At 53.5% G+C, this 15,868-nt stretch carries 17 protein-coding genes; 9 read left to right on the forward strand and 8 right to left on the reverse strand.

Annotation, left to right across the window (positions count from 1 at the left end):
* Positions 1–27: 27 nt before the first annotated feature.
* From rpsR to V9K67_RS06915, 4 genes are all read right to left on the reverse strand, one after another.
* The gene (gene rpsR / locus V9K67_RS06900; protein ID WP_336721033.1) at positions 28–294 is read right to left on the reverse strand and encodes a 30S ribosomal protein S18; all 267 of its coding nucleotides are present in this window, start codon (positions 292–294) and stop codon (positions 28–30) included.
* A gap of 2 nt (positions 295–296) precedes the next feature.
* Complete coding sequence (gene rpsF / locus V9K67_RS06905; RefSeq protein WP_336721035.1) at positions 297–653, reverse strand: 30S ribosomal protein S6; 357 nt, start codon at positions 651–653, stop codon at positions 297–299.
* A 207-nt stretch (positions 654–860) separates the two neighbouring features.
* Positions 861–2,189 (reverse strand): signal recognition particle protein, encoded by a 1,329-nt coding sequence (gene ffh / locus V9K67_RS06910; protein WP_336721036.1) that lies wholly within the window; start codon positions 2,187–2,189, stop codon positions 861–863.
* 116 nt (positions 2,190–2,305) lie between these two features.
* The gene (locus V9K67_RS06915) at positions 2,306–3,175 is read right to left on the reverse strand and encodes a sigma-70 family RNA polymerase sigma factor (RefSeq protein WP_336721037.1); all 870 of its coding nucleotides are present in this window, start codon (positions 3,173–3,175) and stop codon (positions 2,306–2,308) included.
* A 421-nt stretch (positions 3,176–3,596) separates the two neighbouring features.
* On the opposite strand from V9K67_RS06915, the gene V9K67_RS06920 reads away from it, so the two are divergent.
* Entirely contained in the window at positions 3,597–3,977 is a 381-nt protein-coding gene (locus tag V9K67_RS06920) for an START-like domain-containing protein (RefSeq protein WP_336721038.1), read from the forward strand.
* Between the two features lie 30 nt (positions 3,978–4,007).
* Here the strand turns inward: V9K67_RS06920 and V9K67_RS06925 are convergent, their stop codons facing one another.
* Positions 4,008–4,628 carry a hypothetical protein gene (locus V9K67_RS06925; RefSeq protein ID WP_336721040.1) on the reverse strand — a complete coding sequence of 207 codons (621 nt, stop codon included), beginning with the start codon at positions 4,626–4,628 and terminating at the stop codon, positions 4,008–4,010.
* A gap of 30 nt (positions 4,629–4,658) precedes the next feature.
* Here V9K67_RS06925 and V9K67_RS06930 point away from each other — a divergent pair, with 30 nt between their 5' ends.
* The 8 genes from V9K67_RS06930 (at position 4,659) to V9K67_RS06965 (ending at position 12,809) form a co-directional block, all read left to right on the forward strand.
* A complete protein-coding gene (locus V9K67_RS06930; protein ID WP_336721042.1) occupies positions 4,659–6,077 on the forward strand; it encodes an LptF/LptG family permease in 1,419 nt (472 codons plus the stop codon).
* A gap of 38 nt (positions 6,078–6,115) precedes the next feature.
* A complete protein-coding gene (locus tag V9K67_RS06935) occupies positions 6,116–6,856 on the forward strand; it encodes a superoxide dismutase (RefSeq protein WP_336721043.1) in 741 nt (246 codons plus the stop codon).
* Positions 6,857–6,999: 143 nt separating this feature from the next.
* Positions 7,000–7,431 (forward strand): RrF2 family transcriptional regulator, encoded by a 432-nt coding sequence (locus V9K67_RS06940; protein ID WP_336721045.1) that lies wholly within the window; start codon positions 7,000–7,002, stop codon positions 7,429–7,431.
* Between the two features lie 78 nt (positions 7,432–7,509).
* Positions 7,510–8,148, forward strand: a complete 639-nt coding sequence (locus tag V9K67_RS06945) for a peroxiredoxin (RefSeq protein WP_336721047.1) — start codon at positions 7,510–7,512, stop codon at positions 8,146–8,148.
* A gap of 138 nt (positions 8,149–8,286) precedes the next feature.
* Entirely contained in the window at positions 8,287–8,985 is a 699-nt protein-coding gene (locus V9K67_RS06950) for a phosphoadenylyl-sulfate reductase (protein WP_336721049.1), read from the forward strand.
* A 5-nt stretch (positions 8,986–8,990) separates the two neighbouring features.
* Positions 8,991–9,893 (forward strand): sulfate adenylyltransferase subunit CysD, encoded by a 903-nt coding sequence (cysD, locus tag V9K67_RS06955; RefSeq protein WP_336721050.1) that lies wholly within the window; start codon positions 8,991–8,993, stop codon positions 9,891–9,893.
* A gap of 50 nt (positions 9,894–9,943) precedes the next feature.
* Positions 9,944–11,194 carry a sulfate adenylyltransferase subunit 1 gene (locus V9K67_RS06960; RefSeq protein WP_336721051.1) on the forward strand — a complete coding sequence of 417 codons (1,251 nt, stop codon included), beginning with the start codon at positions 9,944–9,946 and terminating at the stop codon, positions 11,192–11,194.
* 412 nt (positions 11,195–11,606) lie between these two features.
* Positions 11,607–12,809: a T9SS type A sorting domain-containing protein gene (locus tag V9K67_RS06965; RefSeq protein ID WP_336721053.1), complete on the forward strand. Its 1,203-nt coding sequence runs from the start codon at positions 11,607–11,609 to the stop codon at positions 12,807–12,809.
* Positions 12,810–12,867: 58 nt separating this feature from the next.
* Here the strand turns inward: V9K67_RS06965 and V9K67_RS06970 are convergent, their stop codons facing one another.
* From V9K67_RS06970 to V9K67_RS06980, 3 genes are all read right to left on the reverse strand, one after another.
* Positions 12,868–13,584, reverse strand: a complete 717-nt coding sequence (locus tag V9K67_RS06970) for an RluA family pseudouridine synthase (protein ID WP_336721054.1) — start codon at positions 13,582–13,584, stop codon at positions 12,868–12,870.
* Between the two features lie 51 nt (positions 13,585–13,635).
* Positions 13,636–14,952, reverse strand: coding sequence for a pseudouridine synthase (locus V9K67_RS06975; RefSeq protein WP_336721055.1), 1,317 nt, complete (start codon positions 14,950–14,952; stop codon positions 13,636–13,638).
* Positions 14,953–15,036: 84 nt separating this feature from the next.
* The gene (locus V9K67_RS06980; protein ID WP_336721056.1) at positions 15,037–15,717 is read right to left on the reverse strand and encodes a hypothetical protein; all 681 of its coding nucleotides are present in this window, start codon (positions 15,715–15,717) and stop codon (positions 15,037–15,039) included.
* Positions 15,718–15,868: the final 151 nt, after the last annotated feature.

Consider the following 15,868-nt stretch of genomic DNA (forward strand, 5'->3'; position numbering starts at 1 on the left):
AGGCGAGAGGATGAATTAGAGTGATGTTTACTTTAAAAGATCGGTTACGAAGGGCAGCAGGGCCATTTGACGGGCCTTTTTCACCGCATCGCTCACTTTGCGCTGGTATTTCAGCGAGTTACCGGTAATACGGCGGGGCAGCATTTTACCTTGCTCGTTCAGGAACTTCTTCAGGAACTCTACATCTTTATAATCGATGTATTTGATCCCGTATTTTTTGAAACGGCAGAATTTCTTGGGACGCTTCTCGCTTTTAATGGCGGTCAGGTATTTGATTTCATTCGCTTTGGCCATGATTACGCCTCCTGTACTTTTTCAGTTCCTGTAGGTACGCCACTTCTCTTTTTGTTGTTGTACTCGACGGCGTATTTATCGAGTCTGGTAGTCAGATGGCGCAGAACGGTTTCGTCGCGCAGAAGCTGGATCTTCAGCTTCTCATTGAAGTCGGATGGCGCAGTGAATTCCATTACCCAGTACAAACCGGTGGTTTTTTTCTGGATGGGATACGCCAGTGATTTCAGGCCCCAGGGATTTTCCGCAACGATCTGGCCGCCGTTGTCGGTAACCAGTGCTGTGTACTTTTTCTGAGCATTTTTAAATTCGTCGTCGCTCAGAACAGGGGTAAAAATCACCATCAATTCATAATTGTTCATTTCCCTGATGTTTGATTTATAAAAAAATAATTGGGCCGCAAAGGTAGGAAAACAACTGACACGTACGCCGCAGGAAATACGAATTTTCGTTAAAGTTTCCAGCCGGCAAAAAAAACCTGGCAGGTTTTGAAAACCTGCCAGGTTTATGCGGGGGCTTCCGCCTCCCTAATTCCTAATGAACCAATGAGCTAATTCCTTGCCTCCGGCCTATTTTCTTCCCAGACCCGGCATCATCCGGCCCATCATCGGCATTTTGTTCATCATTTTCATCATTTCGCGCATTTGCTCGAACTGCTTCATGAAGGCATTCACCTCGGCAATATCCTTGCCGCAGCCCTTGGCGATGCGCTTGCGGCGGCCGCCGTCGATCTCGTCGGGGTTGGCGCGCTCAAAGGGCGTCATGGAGTTGATGATGGCTTCGATACCCTTGAAGGCGTCGTCGCTGATGTCGATGTCCTTGATGGCTTTGCCCACGCCCGGGATCATGGCCATGAGGTCCTTCAGGTTCCCCATTTTCTTGATCTGGTCGAGCTGCTGCTTGAAGTCCGCGAAGTCGAACTGGTTTTTGCGGATCTTCTTTTCCAGCTTTTTGGCCTGCTCCTCGTCGAACTGCATCTGGGCCTTTTCCACCAGGGTGGTGATGTCCCCCATCCCCAGGATCCGCTGGGCCATCCGGTCGGGGTAGAAGACGTCGAGGGTATCGAGCTTTTCGCCGCTGCTGATGAACTTGATCGGCTTGTTGACGGTATATTTAATGGAAAGGGCCGCACCGCCGCGGGTGTCGCCGTCCAGCTTGGTCAGCACCACGCCGCTGAAGTCGAGGCGGTCGTTAAAGGCCTTGGCCGTATTGACGGCGTCCTGGCCGGTCATGGAGTCCACCACGAACAGGATCTCCTGGGGATTGACGGCATTTTTGATGTTGGCGACCTCGGTCATCATCGCCTCGTCGATGGCCAGGCGGCCGGCGGTATCGATGATGACCACGTTTTTGTTCTTGCTGCGCGATTCGCGGATGGCGTTCTGGGCTATTTCCACCGGGTTTTTGTTTTCCGGCTCCAGGTGCACCTCTACGCCGATCTGCTCGCCCAGCACCCGCAGTTGCTCCATGGCCGCGGGACGGTACACGTCGGCCGCCACCAGCACGGGCGACAGGCCTTTGCGTTTTTTGAGGTAGTTGGCCAGCTTGCCGCTGAAGGTGGTTTTACCGCTACCCTGCAGGCCGGCGATGAGGATAACAGCCGGGGCTCCCTTGGCATTCAGCTCGGCGGCTTCGTTGCCCATCAGGCGTACCAGCTCGTCGTTGACGATCTTGACCATCAACTGGCTGGGACTGATGGCGTTGATCACCTTTTCGCCCAGGGCCTGGTCCTTTACCGAGTCGGTAAACTCTTTTGCGATCTTATAGTTTACGTCGGCATCTACCAGTGCCCGGCGGATTTCTTTGACGGTGGCAGCTACGTTGAGCTCGGTGATCTTCCCTTCGCCTTTCAAATTTTTGAAGGCGCCTTCAAGGCGTTCCTGTAGTGACTCGAACATGTATCGTTAATTTATATATTACAATGATGGGGAATGTGATAAAAAAAAGTGAACATAAGATATGTTCACTTTAATTAAAATGGAGCAAAGATAAAAAGGTTATCGGTTGTTTGTTGCTAGGCGCCCAGGTAAGTGCGTAAAACTTTGGTCTGGGAGTGGGTTTTCAGCCGGTCGATGGCCTTGTCCTTGATCTGCCGCACCCGTTCGCGGGTGAGGTTGAACTTGGAGCCGATGTCCTCGAGGCTCATGGGATAGTCCATGCCGATGCCGAAGAAGTAGCAGATAATGTCCTTCTGGCGGCTGGTGAGGGTGCGCAGCGAGCGGCTGATGTCTTCCTGCAGCGACTGAACATGGTCCAGTTCCCGGTCCGTTTTTTCGGCGTTGGGGTCCTCCATCAGGTCCAGCAGGGTATTGTCCTCGCCTTCCGAAACAGGGGTGTCCACGCTGATGTGGCGGATGTTGGTGCCCAGGGAGTTGGAAACCTCGTTCTTGTCCAGCTCCAGCACTTCGGCCACTTCCTCCACCGAAGGTTCGCGTTCAAACTCCTGTTCCAGTTGCGAATAGGTTTTCAAAATACGGTTGGTCAGTCCCACCTTGTTCTGGGGCAGCCGCACGATGCGGGCCTGTTCGGCCAGGGCCTGCAGGATGCTCTGGCGGATCCACCACACGGCATAGGAGATGAATTTAAAGCCGCGGGTTTCGTCGAAACGGTGGGCCGCTTTGATCAGGCCTACGTTTCCTTCATTTATAAGGTCGGGCAGCGAAAGGCCCTGGTTCTGGTATTGTTTGGCCACCGAAACCACGAAGCGCAGGTTGGCTTTGGTCAGGCGGTCTAACGCTCGTTGGTCGCCTCTTTTAATCAAGGTTGCCAGGCGTACTTCTTCCTCGGCAGTGATCATTTCCACTTTCCCGATTTCCTGGAGGTACTTTTCCAGGCTGAGTGATTCCCGGTTGGTGATGGATCGTGTGATTTTTAGTTGGCGCATAACGGAGGGTGTTTAGATGGTGATGAATGGTATTGGGTAGTCAGCACGAAAGGGTTCCACGTCCGTTCCAACGTATTCCTCATAAGCATATCCCTCAAAGCGTTCGAAAGTGGACCTTTAGGTCTGATGAGCTCTTTGAAGTTAGGAATAAAGCTCTTCTGTTCCAAAAAAAAAATTCTTTTTTGTTAATTTTTTTTTAACATTCGGCGCCCCGCCTGCAACAGCGGCCGGAGGGGCGGGATGGGACAGGATGGCCATGGAAAGCGGGCGGGCACCAGGGCCTGTTGTCGCCGGAACAAAAGCGGCGGAAAAGGAATTTTCAGGTGTGTGGAAAAATTTAGGGGAATTATTTATTTTTTCTTTGGTTATTTAATTATTTTTCTATTATTGCAAGCCTCCGTTAAGTATTCAAATACAAAAGATGAGCAAAAAACAGCTTTATACCCTGGAATATCCGGTGCGATGTTCACCCAGTATCCTCTATGAATTTTTATCCACCGCCAGCGGTCTGCAGGAGTGGTTTGCCGATAAAGTAGACGAAAGAGATGGCATGTTCAGCTTTTCGTGGAACGGTTCGGAGGAAACGGCGAAAGTCGTGGAGAAGGAAGAAGACAAGTTCATCCGGTTTCATTGGTCGCATGCGCCGGATGAGGAGTATTTCGAGTTCCGCATCGAAAAATCCGAGGTGACCAACCAGACCATCCTGGTGATCGTGGATTTCGCGGAGAAAAAAGAGATCAAGGACCAGAGCATGCTCTGGGGCTACCAGGTAAAAGACCTGTTTCACCGGCTGGGAAATTAATTCAGGGTAGTGGAAAAGAGGGCCCATCCCTTATAGAAGGATGGGTTCATTCATCAGCTGCACCAGGAATTTCCAGTTTTCCCATAAATGATTTGCTGCAAGAGGCCAGTCCGACAGGGGCCATTTTGCAGCAATTTTTATATGGGGCAGTGCCCGGCAGGCGTCCCCGAACGCTGCGCGGCTCAGCGAAGCCACCGGTGTATAATTCGACGGCTCGAAATGGTGGATCCAGGGGTCTTCGTGGATACCCATATAATAAGGCCCCTCCCGGAGGCGGTCGTACACCCAGCCGGCCCGGGGCAGGAAGGCGTCGCGGTAGTCGCCCGAGAGCAGCAGGGTGGAGGAGAAGAAGTGGCCCCACCAGAACAGGGTACGTACGGCGCAGATATGGCCGGGGGTAAACCGGCGCGGGTAGTCGAGCACCAGGTAGGGGAGGCCCAGGTAATTTTCGCCCTTCGAGATCTTGGGAGGTGTGGAAAAGGCAGCAGCGGGCAGGAGCCCGGCCGCAGGGGTGTGGGCCTGCATGGCGTCCTGGAGGCTTTCCAGCAGGGCTTTTACTTTCTGCAGCACCCCGTTTTTCATCAAAATGATCCCGGCATCGCACATCAGGTCCATCTCAGGGCCCGAAAGCCGTATTTTTGTTTCCTTCATTTTTAAAATTATCCATAAAGAACAGATCGGGTGTTTAAAAAATTAGATAAGCTCATAATTAAAGCCTTTGTCGGACCCTTTTCCGCCACCTTTTTTATTACCCTGCTGGTGCTGGTGATGCAGTTCTTCTGGCTGTACATCGACGACTTTGTCGGCAAGGGCCTCAGCACCGGGGTGATCCTGGAGTTTATCTGGTACCAGAGCGCCGCCCTGGTGCCGCTGGCCCTGCCGCTGGCGGTGCTGCTGTCCTCGCTGATGACCTTTGGCAACCTGGGCGAGACCTACGAGCTGGTAGCCATCAAGTCGGCCGGCATTTCGCTGCTGCGCTTCATGCGGCCGCTCTTCCTGGTCACCATCGGCATCTGCGCCATGGCCTTCACCTTTGCCAACTACATCATCCCGGTGGCCAACCTCAAATCGAGGACCCTGCTGACCGACATCGTCAATGCCAACCCGGCCTTCGACCTGAAGGAGGGCATTTTTTACGACAAGATCACGGGCTTTGCCATCAAGATCGGTAAAAAGGAAAAGAACGACTCCATCATCCGCGATATCGTCATTTATGAACAGGGCGGCGGCCTGCAGGACAACTTCATCGTGGCCAAGGACGGCGTCATGCGCCTCTCGGCCAACAAGCGTTTTTTGGAGTTCGTGCTCAAGGACGGCTGGCGCTACCAGGAGCGGGGCAGCGCTTACAGCACCAATACCGAGTTTATCCGCCTGGGCTTTAAGGAATACAACAAGCAGTTCGACCTCAGCGCCTTCCAGTTCCAGCGTACCGGCGACAGCGTGTACAAGAACAACCAGCGCATGCTGAGCATCCGCCAGCTCGACAAGGCGATCGACTCCCTGAAAAAAGACAACCGCAAGTACGAGGAGCGCCTCCAAAAGGAAGCCGGCGTTTCCCTGGGCTTTTACCCGTACCTCGACAGTACCTGGCCCAAGCTGAAGCAGGATGTCACGATCAGCAGCTTCGACAAGATGATCCCCGATTCGGTGAAGGAGCAGGTAAAGCAGTCGGCCATCAACCGGGTGGACGGCCTGCGCTCGGGCAACGAGGTGGTGCTGGCCGAGTATAAGGACAAGAAAAGGGGCTTGCGCCTGCACGAGATCGAGTGGCACCGCAAGCTGGCCCTGTCGCTGGCCTGCCTGGTGCTGTTCATGATCGGCGCTCCGCTGGGGTCGATCATCCGCAAGGGCGGGCTGGGCAGCCCGCTGATCTTTTCGATCGTGTTCTTCATGGTGTTTTACTTTTTGAGCACCACGGGCGAAAAGCTGGCCAAGGAAGGCTCGCTGGCCCCCGCCGTGGGCATGTGGCTGGCCACCTATGTGCTGGTGCCCATCGGAATTTTTCTGACCATTACGGCCATGAGGGACTCGCAGTTGTTCAATAAGGACGTTTATTTGCGTATCTGGCGCAGGATCCGCTCACTTTGGCAGCGAAATTGAGCGCCAACCTACTAATCCTTAAATTTTATCGTACAACCATGGCACCATTAACCTCCCGCAGGCAGTTCCTGTTCCAGTCGGCCAAGGCCGGCCTGGGCGTTTGTATCGGTTCGTCCGTATTGTCCTCCTGTTTCCTTACTTCCCGCATGGGTACCGGCAAGTACCGCACGTTTTTCGAGCAGCAGCCCCTGCCGTACGCCTACGGCTCGCTGAGCGAAGCCATCGACGGCACCACGATGGAGATCCATTACACCAAGCATGCGGCCGGCTATGCCCTGAACCTGCAGGATGCCGCCCGGAATGAGAACGTGGACCGCAACGAACCCCTGGAAAAAGTATTGAACCGTATTTCGAAATATACCACCAAGATGCGCAACAATGCCGGCGGCCACTACAACCACGAGCTTTTTTGGAAATGCATGGACCCCAACGGCGGCGGGCGTCCCTCGGGCAAGCTGGCAGCGGCCCTGGACGAAAGCTTCAACACCTTCGACAGCTTCAAGACCCAGTTTACCGAGGCCGGCAAGAACCGTTTTGGCAGCGGCTGGGCCTGGCTGATCCTGGACCGCGATAAAAAGCTGCGCATCGGCTCTACCCCCAACCAGGACAATCCCCTGATGGACGTTTCGGAATTCAAGGGCTTTCCCCTGCTGGGCCTCGACGTCTGGGAACACGCCTACTACCTGCGCTACCAGAACAAGCGCCCCGATTACATCGCCAACTGGTGGAAAGTGGTGAACTGGAAATACGTGCAGGAACGCTATGAGACGGCTATCTGATAGAAGGAATTTGTTAATTGGTTAATGGGTTAATGGGTTAATGGGGATATTTGGAATTAGAAGAATCTTTTCATTGTCAAGACCTAATACCCCAATTAACCAATTAACCCATTAACCAATTCCCAAAAAACCTACTTTCGTAGATGCTTACCAAGAAAGCTTATTATGCCTTCCAGGCGCTGACCCACCTGGTGGAAAAGTATAACGAGGGGCCGGTGCTGATCTCCGAGATCTCGGAAGCCCGGCAGATTCCCCTGAAATTTTTGGAGAACATCCTGCTGGAGCTGAAAAATGCCGGTATCCTGGACAGCAAGAAAGGAAAGGGCGGCGGCTACTTTTTGAAGGCGCACCCGGCCCAAACGAGGCTGGCCACCGTTTTTCGCATCATCGAAGGGCCCATTTCCATGCTGCCCTGCGTGAGCATGTACTTTTACCGCAAGTGCGACAACTGCAACGAAAAGTTCTGCGGGCTCCACAATACCATGGAAAAAGTGCGGGACGCCACCCTCAATATCCTGGAGAATTCGACACTGGAAGACCTCGTCATCAACCGCGACAGCCCCATATTACAATAAAAAAGGAAGTCTACCTGTTTGGTAGGCTTTTTAAGAATCCCTAATATTGCACTCATTCATCACTTTAAAACCAACCTTATGTCATTACGTTTAGGAGATATAGCCCCTAACTTTAAAGCCAAAACCACCATTGGAGAGATTGATTTTCATGAATTTCTCGGCGACAGCTGGGGCCTGCTGTTCTCGCACCCCGCCGATTTTACACCTGTTTGTACCACTGAGCTGGGCCGTACTGCCCTGCTGGGTGACGAGTTTTCCAAACGTAATGTGAAAGTACTGGCGCTGAGCGTGGACCCCGTAGACCAGCACCTGGTGTGGGTAAACGACATCAACGAAACGCAGAACTGCTCGGTAAACTTCCCCATCATTGCCGACGAAGACCGCAAAGTGGCTGAGCTGTACGATATGATCCACCCCAACGCTTCGGAAAAAGCAACCGTTCGTTCCGTATTCATCATCGGTCCCGATAAGAAAGTGAAGCTGACCCTGACCTACCCGGCTTCTACGGGTCGGAACTTCTTCGAGATCCTGCGCGTGATCGACTCGCTGCAACTGACCGCTAACCACAGCGTCGCTACCCCCGCCAACTGGAACCAGGGCGAGGACGTGATCGTTGTGCCTTCGATCACTACCGAAGACGCCGTAAAGAAATTCCCCAAGGGCGTGAAAGTGGTAAAGCCCTACCTGCGCTATACGCCCCAGCCCAACATCGACTAAGCGGGCCCCGGCCGATAGGCTTTAACATTTAAAAACTAAATTAAAAGTGCACCTTTGCGGTGCACTTTTGATTTAATAACAATTAAAGTGCACCTTTGCGGTGCATTTTAACATAAAGGATCGGAGTTTAAGTTGCTTATGGAGCATTTATCACAATTACAGGAAGCTTTTGCCACTCTTCCTGTGGAAGAAGCCCTGAAACGGACCGTGGACCTGTTCCCCGGCCTGGTCAAATTCTCTACTTCCCTGGGCCAGGAAGACCAGGTGCTGACGGATATCATCGCCCGCAACAAAATTGGGGTCAACATCTTCACCCTCGACACCGGCCGCCTCTTTGGCGAGGTATACGACCTTTGGGAAAAAACCGAGGCCCGCTATAAAATAAAGATCGACGCTTACTATCCCCAGGCCCAGGCCCTGCAGGATATGGTGAACGACAAAGGCATCAACCTGTTTTACGAGTCGGTGGAAAACCGCCAGACCTGCTGCGGCATCCGCAAGGTGGAGCCCCTGAACCGGGCCCTCAAAGGAGCGGCCGTGTGGATCACCGGCCTGCGCGCTTCGCAGAACGATCACCGCAAATCCATCCCCATGGTGGAGTGGCTGCCCGAAAAAAATATGTATAAGATCAACCCGCTGCTGCACTGGTCTTATGAAGACATCCTGGATTACATCAAAAAAAATAACGTCCCCTACAACCCCCTGCACGACAAGGGCTTTATCAGCATCGGCTGCGCCCCCTGCACCCGCGCCATCGAGCCGGGTGAAGACCCCCGCGCCGGCAGATGGTGGTGGGAAGTTTCCCATAAAGAATGCGGTTTGCATTTGGTAAAATAAAGAGTATGAGCGAACAAAATATATTCCCCAGAGAGCTGGAGCACGAGGCTATTTACATCATGCGTGAAGTGGCCGCCCAGTTCGAGCGTCCGGTACTGCTGTTCTCGGGCGGAAAAGATTCCATTACACTGGTACGTCTGGCCATCAAGGCCTTTTACCCGGCTAAGGTTCCCTTCCCGATGCTGCACATCGATACCGGCCACAACTTTCCCGAGACCATCGAGTTTCGCGACTGGCTGGCCAAAGAATCGGGCATGCAGCTGATCGTCCGCTACGTGCAGGATTCCATCGACCAGGGAAAGGTAAAAGAGGAAACCGGTAAATATGCCAGCCGCAACATGCTGCAGACGGTAACCCTGCTCGACGCCATCGAAGAGGGCAAGTACGACGCCTGCATCGGCGGCGCCCGCCGCGACGAGGAAAAGGCCCGCGCCAAGGAACGCATCTTCTCCGTACGCGACGACTTCGGCCAGTGGGACGCCAAAAAACAGCGCCCCGAACTGTTTGATATGCTGAACGGAAAGATCAACGTCGGCGAGAACGTACGGGTGTTCCCGATCTCCAACTGGACGGAGCTGGACGTGTGGAATTATATTAAGGAAGAAAACATGGCCATCCCCTCCATCTATTACTCGCACCAGCGGCAGATCATCGAACGCGATGGCATGTACTGGCCGGCCTCTCCCTTCCTGAACACCACGGAAGACGAAGTGCCCTTCGAGGCTACCGTACGCTTCCGTACCGTGGGCGACATGACCTGTACCGCCGCCGTACTCTCCGAAGCCGTTACCATCGACAAGATCATCGAAGAGATCAAGGAAGCCACCATCTCCGAAAGGGGCGCCCGCATTGATGATAAGCGTTCCGAGGCAGCTATGGAAAAGCGCAAGCAGGTGGGTTATTTCTAACCCGATGGGGATAAACCGTAATTCGTAAATCGTAAATCGAACCTATATAAATGGATGTTTTAAGATTAGCTACTGCAGGTAGCGTGGATGATGGAAAAAGTACGCTTATCGGCCGTTTGCTGTACGATACCAAGTCCATCACAAAAGACAAGCTGGAAGCAGTAGAAGCCTCCAGTAAACGCAAGGGCCTGGACTTCGTGGACCTTTCGTTACTGACCGATGGCCTCATCGCCGAGCGCGAACAGGGCATTACCATCGATGTGGCGCACATTTATTTTTCTACCGATAACCGCAAGTATATCATTGCCGATACCCCGGGCCACGTGGAGTATACCCGCAACATGATCACCGGCGCTTCCCATGCCGAGGCTTCCATTGTGCTGGTAGACGCCCGCAACGGCGTATCCGAGCAAACCCGCCGCCACCTGTTCATCTCCTCCCTGCTGGAGCTGCAGAACGTGATCGTGGCGGTGAACAAAATGGACCTGGTCAACTTCGACGAGGCCGTTTTCAACGCCATTGTGGCCAATGTACAGGAGATCGCCTCCAAGATCGGCTATAAAGGCAGCCTGACCTTCATTCCCCTGGCCGCCAAGTACGGCGACAACGTAGTGGCGCTTTCTCCTAAAATGCCCTGGTACACCGGCAAACCCCTGCTGGAATACCTGGAGACCCTGCCGGTACACGAAAAGGACGAGACCCTGCCGGCCCGTTTCCACGTGCAATCGGTGATCCGCCCGCACAGCGAAGAATACCATGACTTCCGCGGCTATGCCGGCAAGCTGGTGAGCGGCACCCTGGAAGTAGGCCAGGCCGTCGTGGCCCTGCCTTCCATGCGCCAGTCGACCATCAAGTCCATCTACGCAGGCCTGAACAAGGTAGCCAAAGGCCACGCCAGCGAAAGCCTCAACATCGAGCTCAACGACGATATCGACGTGAGCCGCGGCAACACGCTGATTGCTGTAGGCAACTCCTGCAAGCACTCCATTACCTTCAAGGCGAAGCTGACCTGGATGGACGAGCAGTCGCTGACCGTTGGAAAAGCCTTCCTGCTGCAGCACGGTGTCAACCGCGTGAAAGCCAAGGTCACTTCCTTCAGCCACGTGATCGACATGAACACCATCGAGGAAAAAAGCGATGTAAAGGAATTTAAACTCAATGATATCGGCGAGGTGATGATCAAAACCGCCAAGCCCATTTTCGCCGACGAGTACAAGGAGAACCCGCACAACGGTGCCTTTATCCTGATCGACGAGTTCAGCAACAATACCGTTGCCGTTGGATTTATTACGGCCCTGTAGCAGCGCTGGTAATTATATATATGTTCTTGACGCCCCGGGTTTTCCCGGGGCTTTTTTTTGCCCGAAGCCCCAGGCTGTCGGGCCATTTTTTTTATGGCCCTGCCGGTAGCGATTCCGATGATAGGGATCCCTTAAGGATTTATTTAGCAGGAATTAGGTGTATTTAGCATTTCACATAAGTGATTGTCAAGATCTTACTAAGTGTTTTAGGTATAATTCTAAAATAAGTTTACTGCGTAAGTTATTTAAAACTAGCTAAGTAAAATTGTTTAAAATAAGTGGTACTTCTTAGTTGGTGATAAGTAAATTAATCCTACTTTTGAGTAAGAAATAGCGGGCTGGGCAGTTAAAAGCGCTGGCTTTCCTACTTCCTCCGCCTTCCCACCAAACAGTCAAACCTAAAACACTGCATATGAAAACTCTGTACCCTACAGGCATGAAAGCTGCCTTGATTTTTTTCCTTTCCTTCCTGGGAGCACGCTCCCTGAATGCCCAAGTCGTAACCATTAAAGATGTGGCTCCTTCCAGCATTACTTCAACAGGAACCGGTACTGCCTGGACGATTCCGGCGCCGAGTTCAAACTCTGGAAAGTATGCCACCTTGTCTTTTGGCCTCCAGAAGTCAGGCGACACGTCTCAAAATCTCAATGCCACCTTTAGTTTTTCTTCCAATCCTCTTGCATCCAATTATATTCCCATGAACGCCGAGGTAAGGGGCATTGAAGTAACCATCGGGCGTAAGTATCTTCAGGTGCAAGGTCCGGGTAGCGCCAATGGTGGCCTTGGAAATGGAACAATAGCTGACCGCAGAGTTACCTTGATAAAGTCAGGTGTTATACTAAACAACTTATCTGCTGCTCAGGTATGGCCGTTAACGACGGAACAAGCCATCACGTTTGGCGGCCCATCCACTACATCGGGTGCCACGACGGTATGGTCCGGTTCGGAATTGATAGCCAATCCCCTGGTTGTACGCCTTGTGGTTGCAAACGGAAACTCGCATGCTACCCAGGCAGACATTAGTTATATTAAAGTAAATATCCATTACGTTGTGGTGGAGCACATTGTAACTCCGCTGACCTGGGTTTCTTTCCAAGGCAAGAAAAATGGCAAAGGCGTGCAATTGGACTGGGAAACCGCTGATGAAGTGAATACCCAGAGCTTTGCCGTGGAGCGCAGCACGGACGGCAAATCCTGGAAGACCATCGGTACGCTGGCCAGCCTGGGCCAAAGCCGCAACAACTATACCTTCAGCGACGATGCTCCGCTGACCAGGAACTATTACCGCATCCAACAGATCGATATCGACGGACAGTCCACCTATTCCAAAACCGTGACCGTAGCGACAGAAGCACTGGCAGCAGGCGGCAGCCTCGGCATAGCTCCCAACCCTGCGGCTTTCGGCCGGGTTTCCCTGACGGTGAATGATGCCAGCCTGTTATCGGGCGAGGTGCTGGTAAAGGTAACCGACCTGTCCGGCAAGATCGTTTACCTGGCACGTACAGCTGCCGCACCGACCCTGTCGGTTGTCAGCAACGGCTTTAAGCCTGGCCTGTACCTGGTAAGCGTACAGAACCTGCATAAAGCTGTGTCTTCCAAATTGTTGGTACCGTAAATTAGAGACAGCGATAGAAAAGAAAAAGACCGGCCCAACAGCCGGTCTTTTTCTTTTTTTATTTGTTTGATGCCTTTTGCAACTGATTCAGCACGGCCCGCAGGTCTTTGGGCAGTTCGGCCTTCAGGTCGTATTCCTTCCCGCCCAGCGAAAACTTCAGCCACCAGGAATGCAGCCCCAGGCGGCCGAGGAGGGGGCGCTCCGCCTCCTCGCTTTTCGACAGGTGGTAATTCTTCTTGATGGTAGACACCAACACGGGCTTACCGTCGCCATAGAGTTCGTCGCAGACAATGGGGTGGCCCAGGTGTTTCATGTGCACACGGATCTGGTGGGTGCGGCCGGTATGGATCCGGAACTGCATCCAGCTGAAAAGCCGGAAGCTCTCCACCACTTCGTAATCGGTTACCGAAGGCTTGCCTTTGCGGTTCACGGCCATCATCCCCTTTTTTACGGGATGTTCGATAATGCCCATGTCGATGGTGCTGGAGGGCGGAACAGGCTTACCCAGCACCAGTCCCTGGTAATACTTTTCCACCTCGCGTCCTTCAAACAGCTGCGAGAGCTGTTTGTGGGCGCTCTCGTTGCGGGCAAAAACCACGATGCCGCTGGTATCGCAGTCGAGGCGGTGCACGGTGAAGATCTCACCGTAGGCCGCTTGCAGATGATTCTTGAGGGAGATGTTTCCTTTGCGGTCGGGGATGGTCAGCAGGCCGGAGGGCTTGTTAATCGCCACCAGCTGCTCGTCTTCCCAGATAATGTATTCGCTGATCTTCATTATAATATTCCGAAACTTAAATCCTGTTCATTCGTAAAACCCGGTGGGGATTTACTTCTTTCCTTTTTTAAAATATTTCAGGTCCCGCACCTCTCTGTCGGTGAGGAGGCGCCATTTGCCCCGTTCCACGTTCTTTTTGGTCAGGCCGGCAAACATGACGCGGTCCAGCGCCTTGACGTCGTAGCCAAAGTGTTCGAACAGGCGGCGGACAATGCGGTTGCGGCCGGTATGGAGCTCCACGCCGATCTTGGTTTTGTCGCCGGCATCGGTATATCCCAGCACGTCCACGTAGGCCATGCCGTCTTCGAGGTTCACGCCTTTGAGGATCTCGTCGAAATGCTTGCGTTCCAGGGGCTTGTCGAGGGTGACGGCGTACACCTTTTTAATTTCGTGGCTGGGGTGGGTGAGTTGCTGGGCCAGTTCGCCGTCGTTGGTCAGCAGCAGTACGCCCGAGGTATTGCGGTCCAGCCTTCCTACCGGGTACACCCGTTCGGTGGTGGCCTGTTTGATCAGGTCCAGCACGGTTTTGCGTTGCTGGGGGTCGTCGGTGGTGGTAAGGTAGTCCTTGGGTTTGTTCAGTAAAATGTACACGAGGTCGGCAACGGGGACCACTTTTTTGTTGGCCACTTTCACGTCATCCGAAGGAGTCACTTTGTGGCCGGGTTCGGTAACGACTTCGCCGTTCACTTTCACCTTGCCGCTTTTGATGATGTCGGCGGCTTCGCGGCGCGAGCTCACGCCGCTATGCGCCAGGTATTTGTTCAGGGGCATCAGTCCGGCCTCGGCAGCGGTGGTCACGGGCTTCGCGGTTTTGCCGGTTTTGGCGGTCTTGCCGGGGGCTTTGATGGTTTTGCCGGGCGCCTTGGCGGGGGCTTTGGTGCCTGCTGCTTTCGGTTTCAGTTCCAGCTTTTTCGTGGGGGCCGTCCGGGTTTTGGCCGGGGCTTCCGCCTTATTCGCCTTCGGGGCGGCCGTGCGGGGCTTCAGTTCCAGGTTTTTGGGCCGGGATCCTTCGGCAGCAGGTTTGGAACGGGATACGCCCGTGGAGGTTCTGGAGCGGGATCCTTCCGAAGCGGCTTTGGTCCTGGAGGTGCCTGCGGATGTCCGGGACCGTGGGGTGTCGGAGGAGGCTTTGGTTACTCTTCTGGCCGGGCGTTCCTCTTCCTGGCGGAAGGAGGTCTTCGCCTTCTTCGGGCCGCGGGCCGGGGTGCGGAACTCGTCCCTTTCGGCGCGGACCTGTCTTTTCCGCTGAGCAATCGCCTCTTCCCGTTCCTTTTTATATTTCCGTTTTTGCTGGCGTAACTCTTCCTTCTTCGCAGCGCCTTTTTTCTCCTGGTTTATAAACTTTTCAAACCCCGATTTCTTTTTCATTTTAGATGTATATGGTGCAAAAGTAAAAAAGGCCGTGCAGTGCACGGCCCTTTTATTTGGCGGGCTTGCAAAAGGGCCGGTTCGTTAGAGGTTACGGGCGGCTTTTTGCTTACGCAGGTTTTCCATTTTCTGGTTCTGTTCGGCGGTCAGCACCTTTTTTACCTGCTCCTGCTGTTGTTTTCTCAGGTCTTCGAGTTTGGACCTTTTCTGGTCCTGGCTCAGGGAGGCGTCGTTGCGCAGGGCTTCCATCCGGGGGCGGTACTGCTGGTGGATGGCGGCTACTTTTTGCTTCTGGTCGGCAGAGAGGCCCAGTTCTTCGGGCAGTTGTCCGCGTTGGAAGCGGCCGTCACCCATGCCGGGACCGCGTCCTTCTTTTCGATCGCCTTTTCTTTCACCCTTGCGGTCTTTCCATTCGGCTTTGTTCTCTTTCCAGGCTTCTTTGTTCTTGGCCAGCTGCTGCTTTTGGGCGGAGGTGAGCACGGATTCGTATTCGGCTTTGAACTTTTGCTGCAGGGCATCCCGGCGTTTCGTTCTTTCGGCTTCACTCAGCTTGTCCTGTTTTTTCAGGTCTTCCAGTTGCTTGCGGTGGTTTTCGCGGATGGATTTCATACGGGCTTTCTGGTCTTCGGTCAGGTTGAGCTCGTCACCGGCAAATTTGCCTTGTTTGTGGGCATGGGGGCGTGGAGCTGGGGTGGTAGTATTTTGGGCGTGCACGGCGGCAAAGGAGCAGGCAACGATAAGGGCAGTAGTGATCAGTCGTTTCATATCTGTTTTTTATTTTTTTAAAAGAACAAATAACAGACCCTAACCGGCAGGTTAGGTTTAAGCGGAAATAAGGCCGGAAGGGTTAATTATGGTTAAAGCCCTGTGCCAGGGAGGAAATAAAAAAGGCACCCATCGAAGTGATGCGTGCCCT

Origin of the sequence: Huijunlia imazamoxiresistens, assembly GCF_037132455.1 — a bacterium.
Lineage (GTDB): Bacteria > Bacteroidota > Bacteroidia > Chitinophagales > Chitinophagaceae > Flavisolibacter > Flavisolibacter imazamoxiresistens.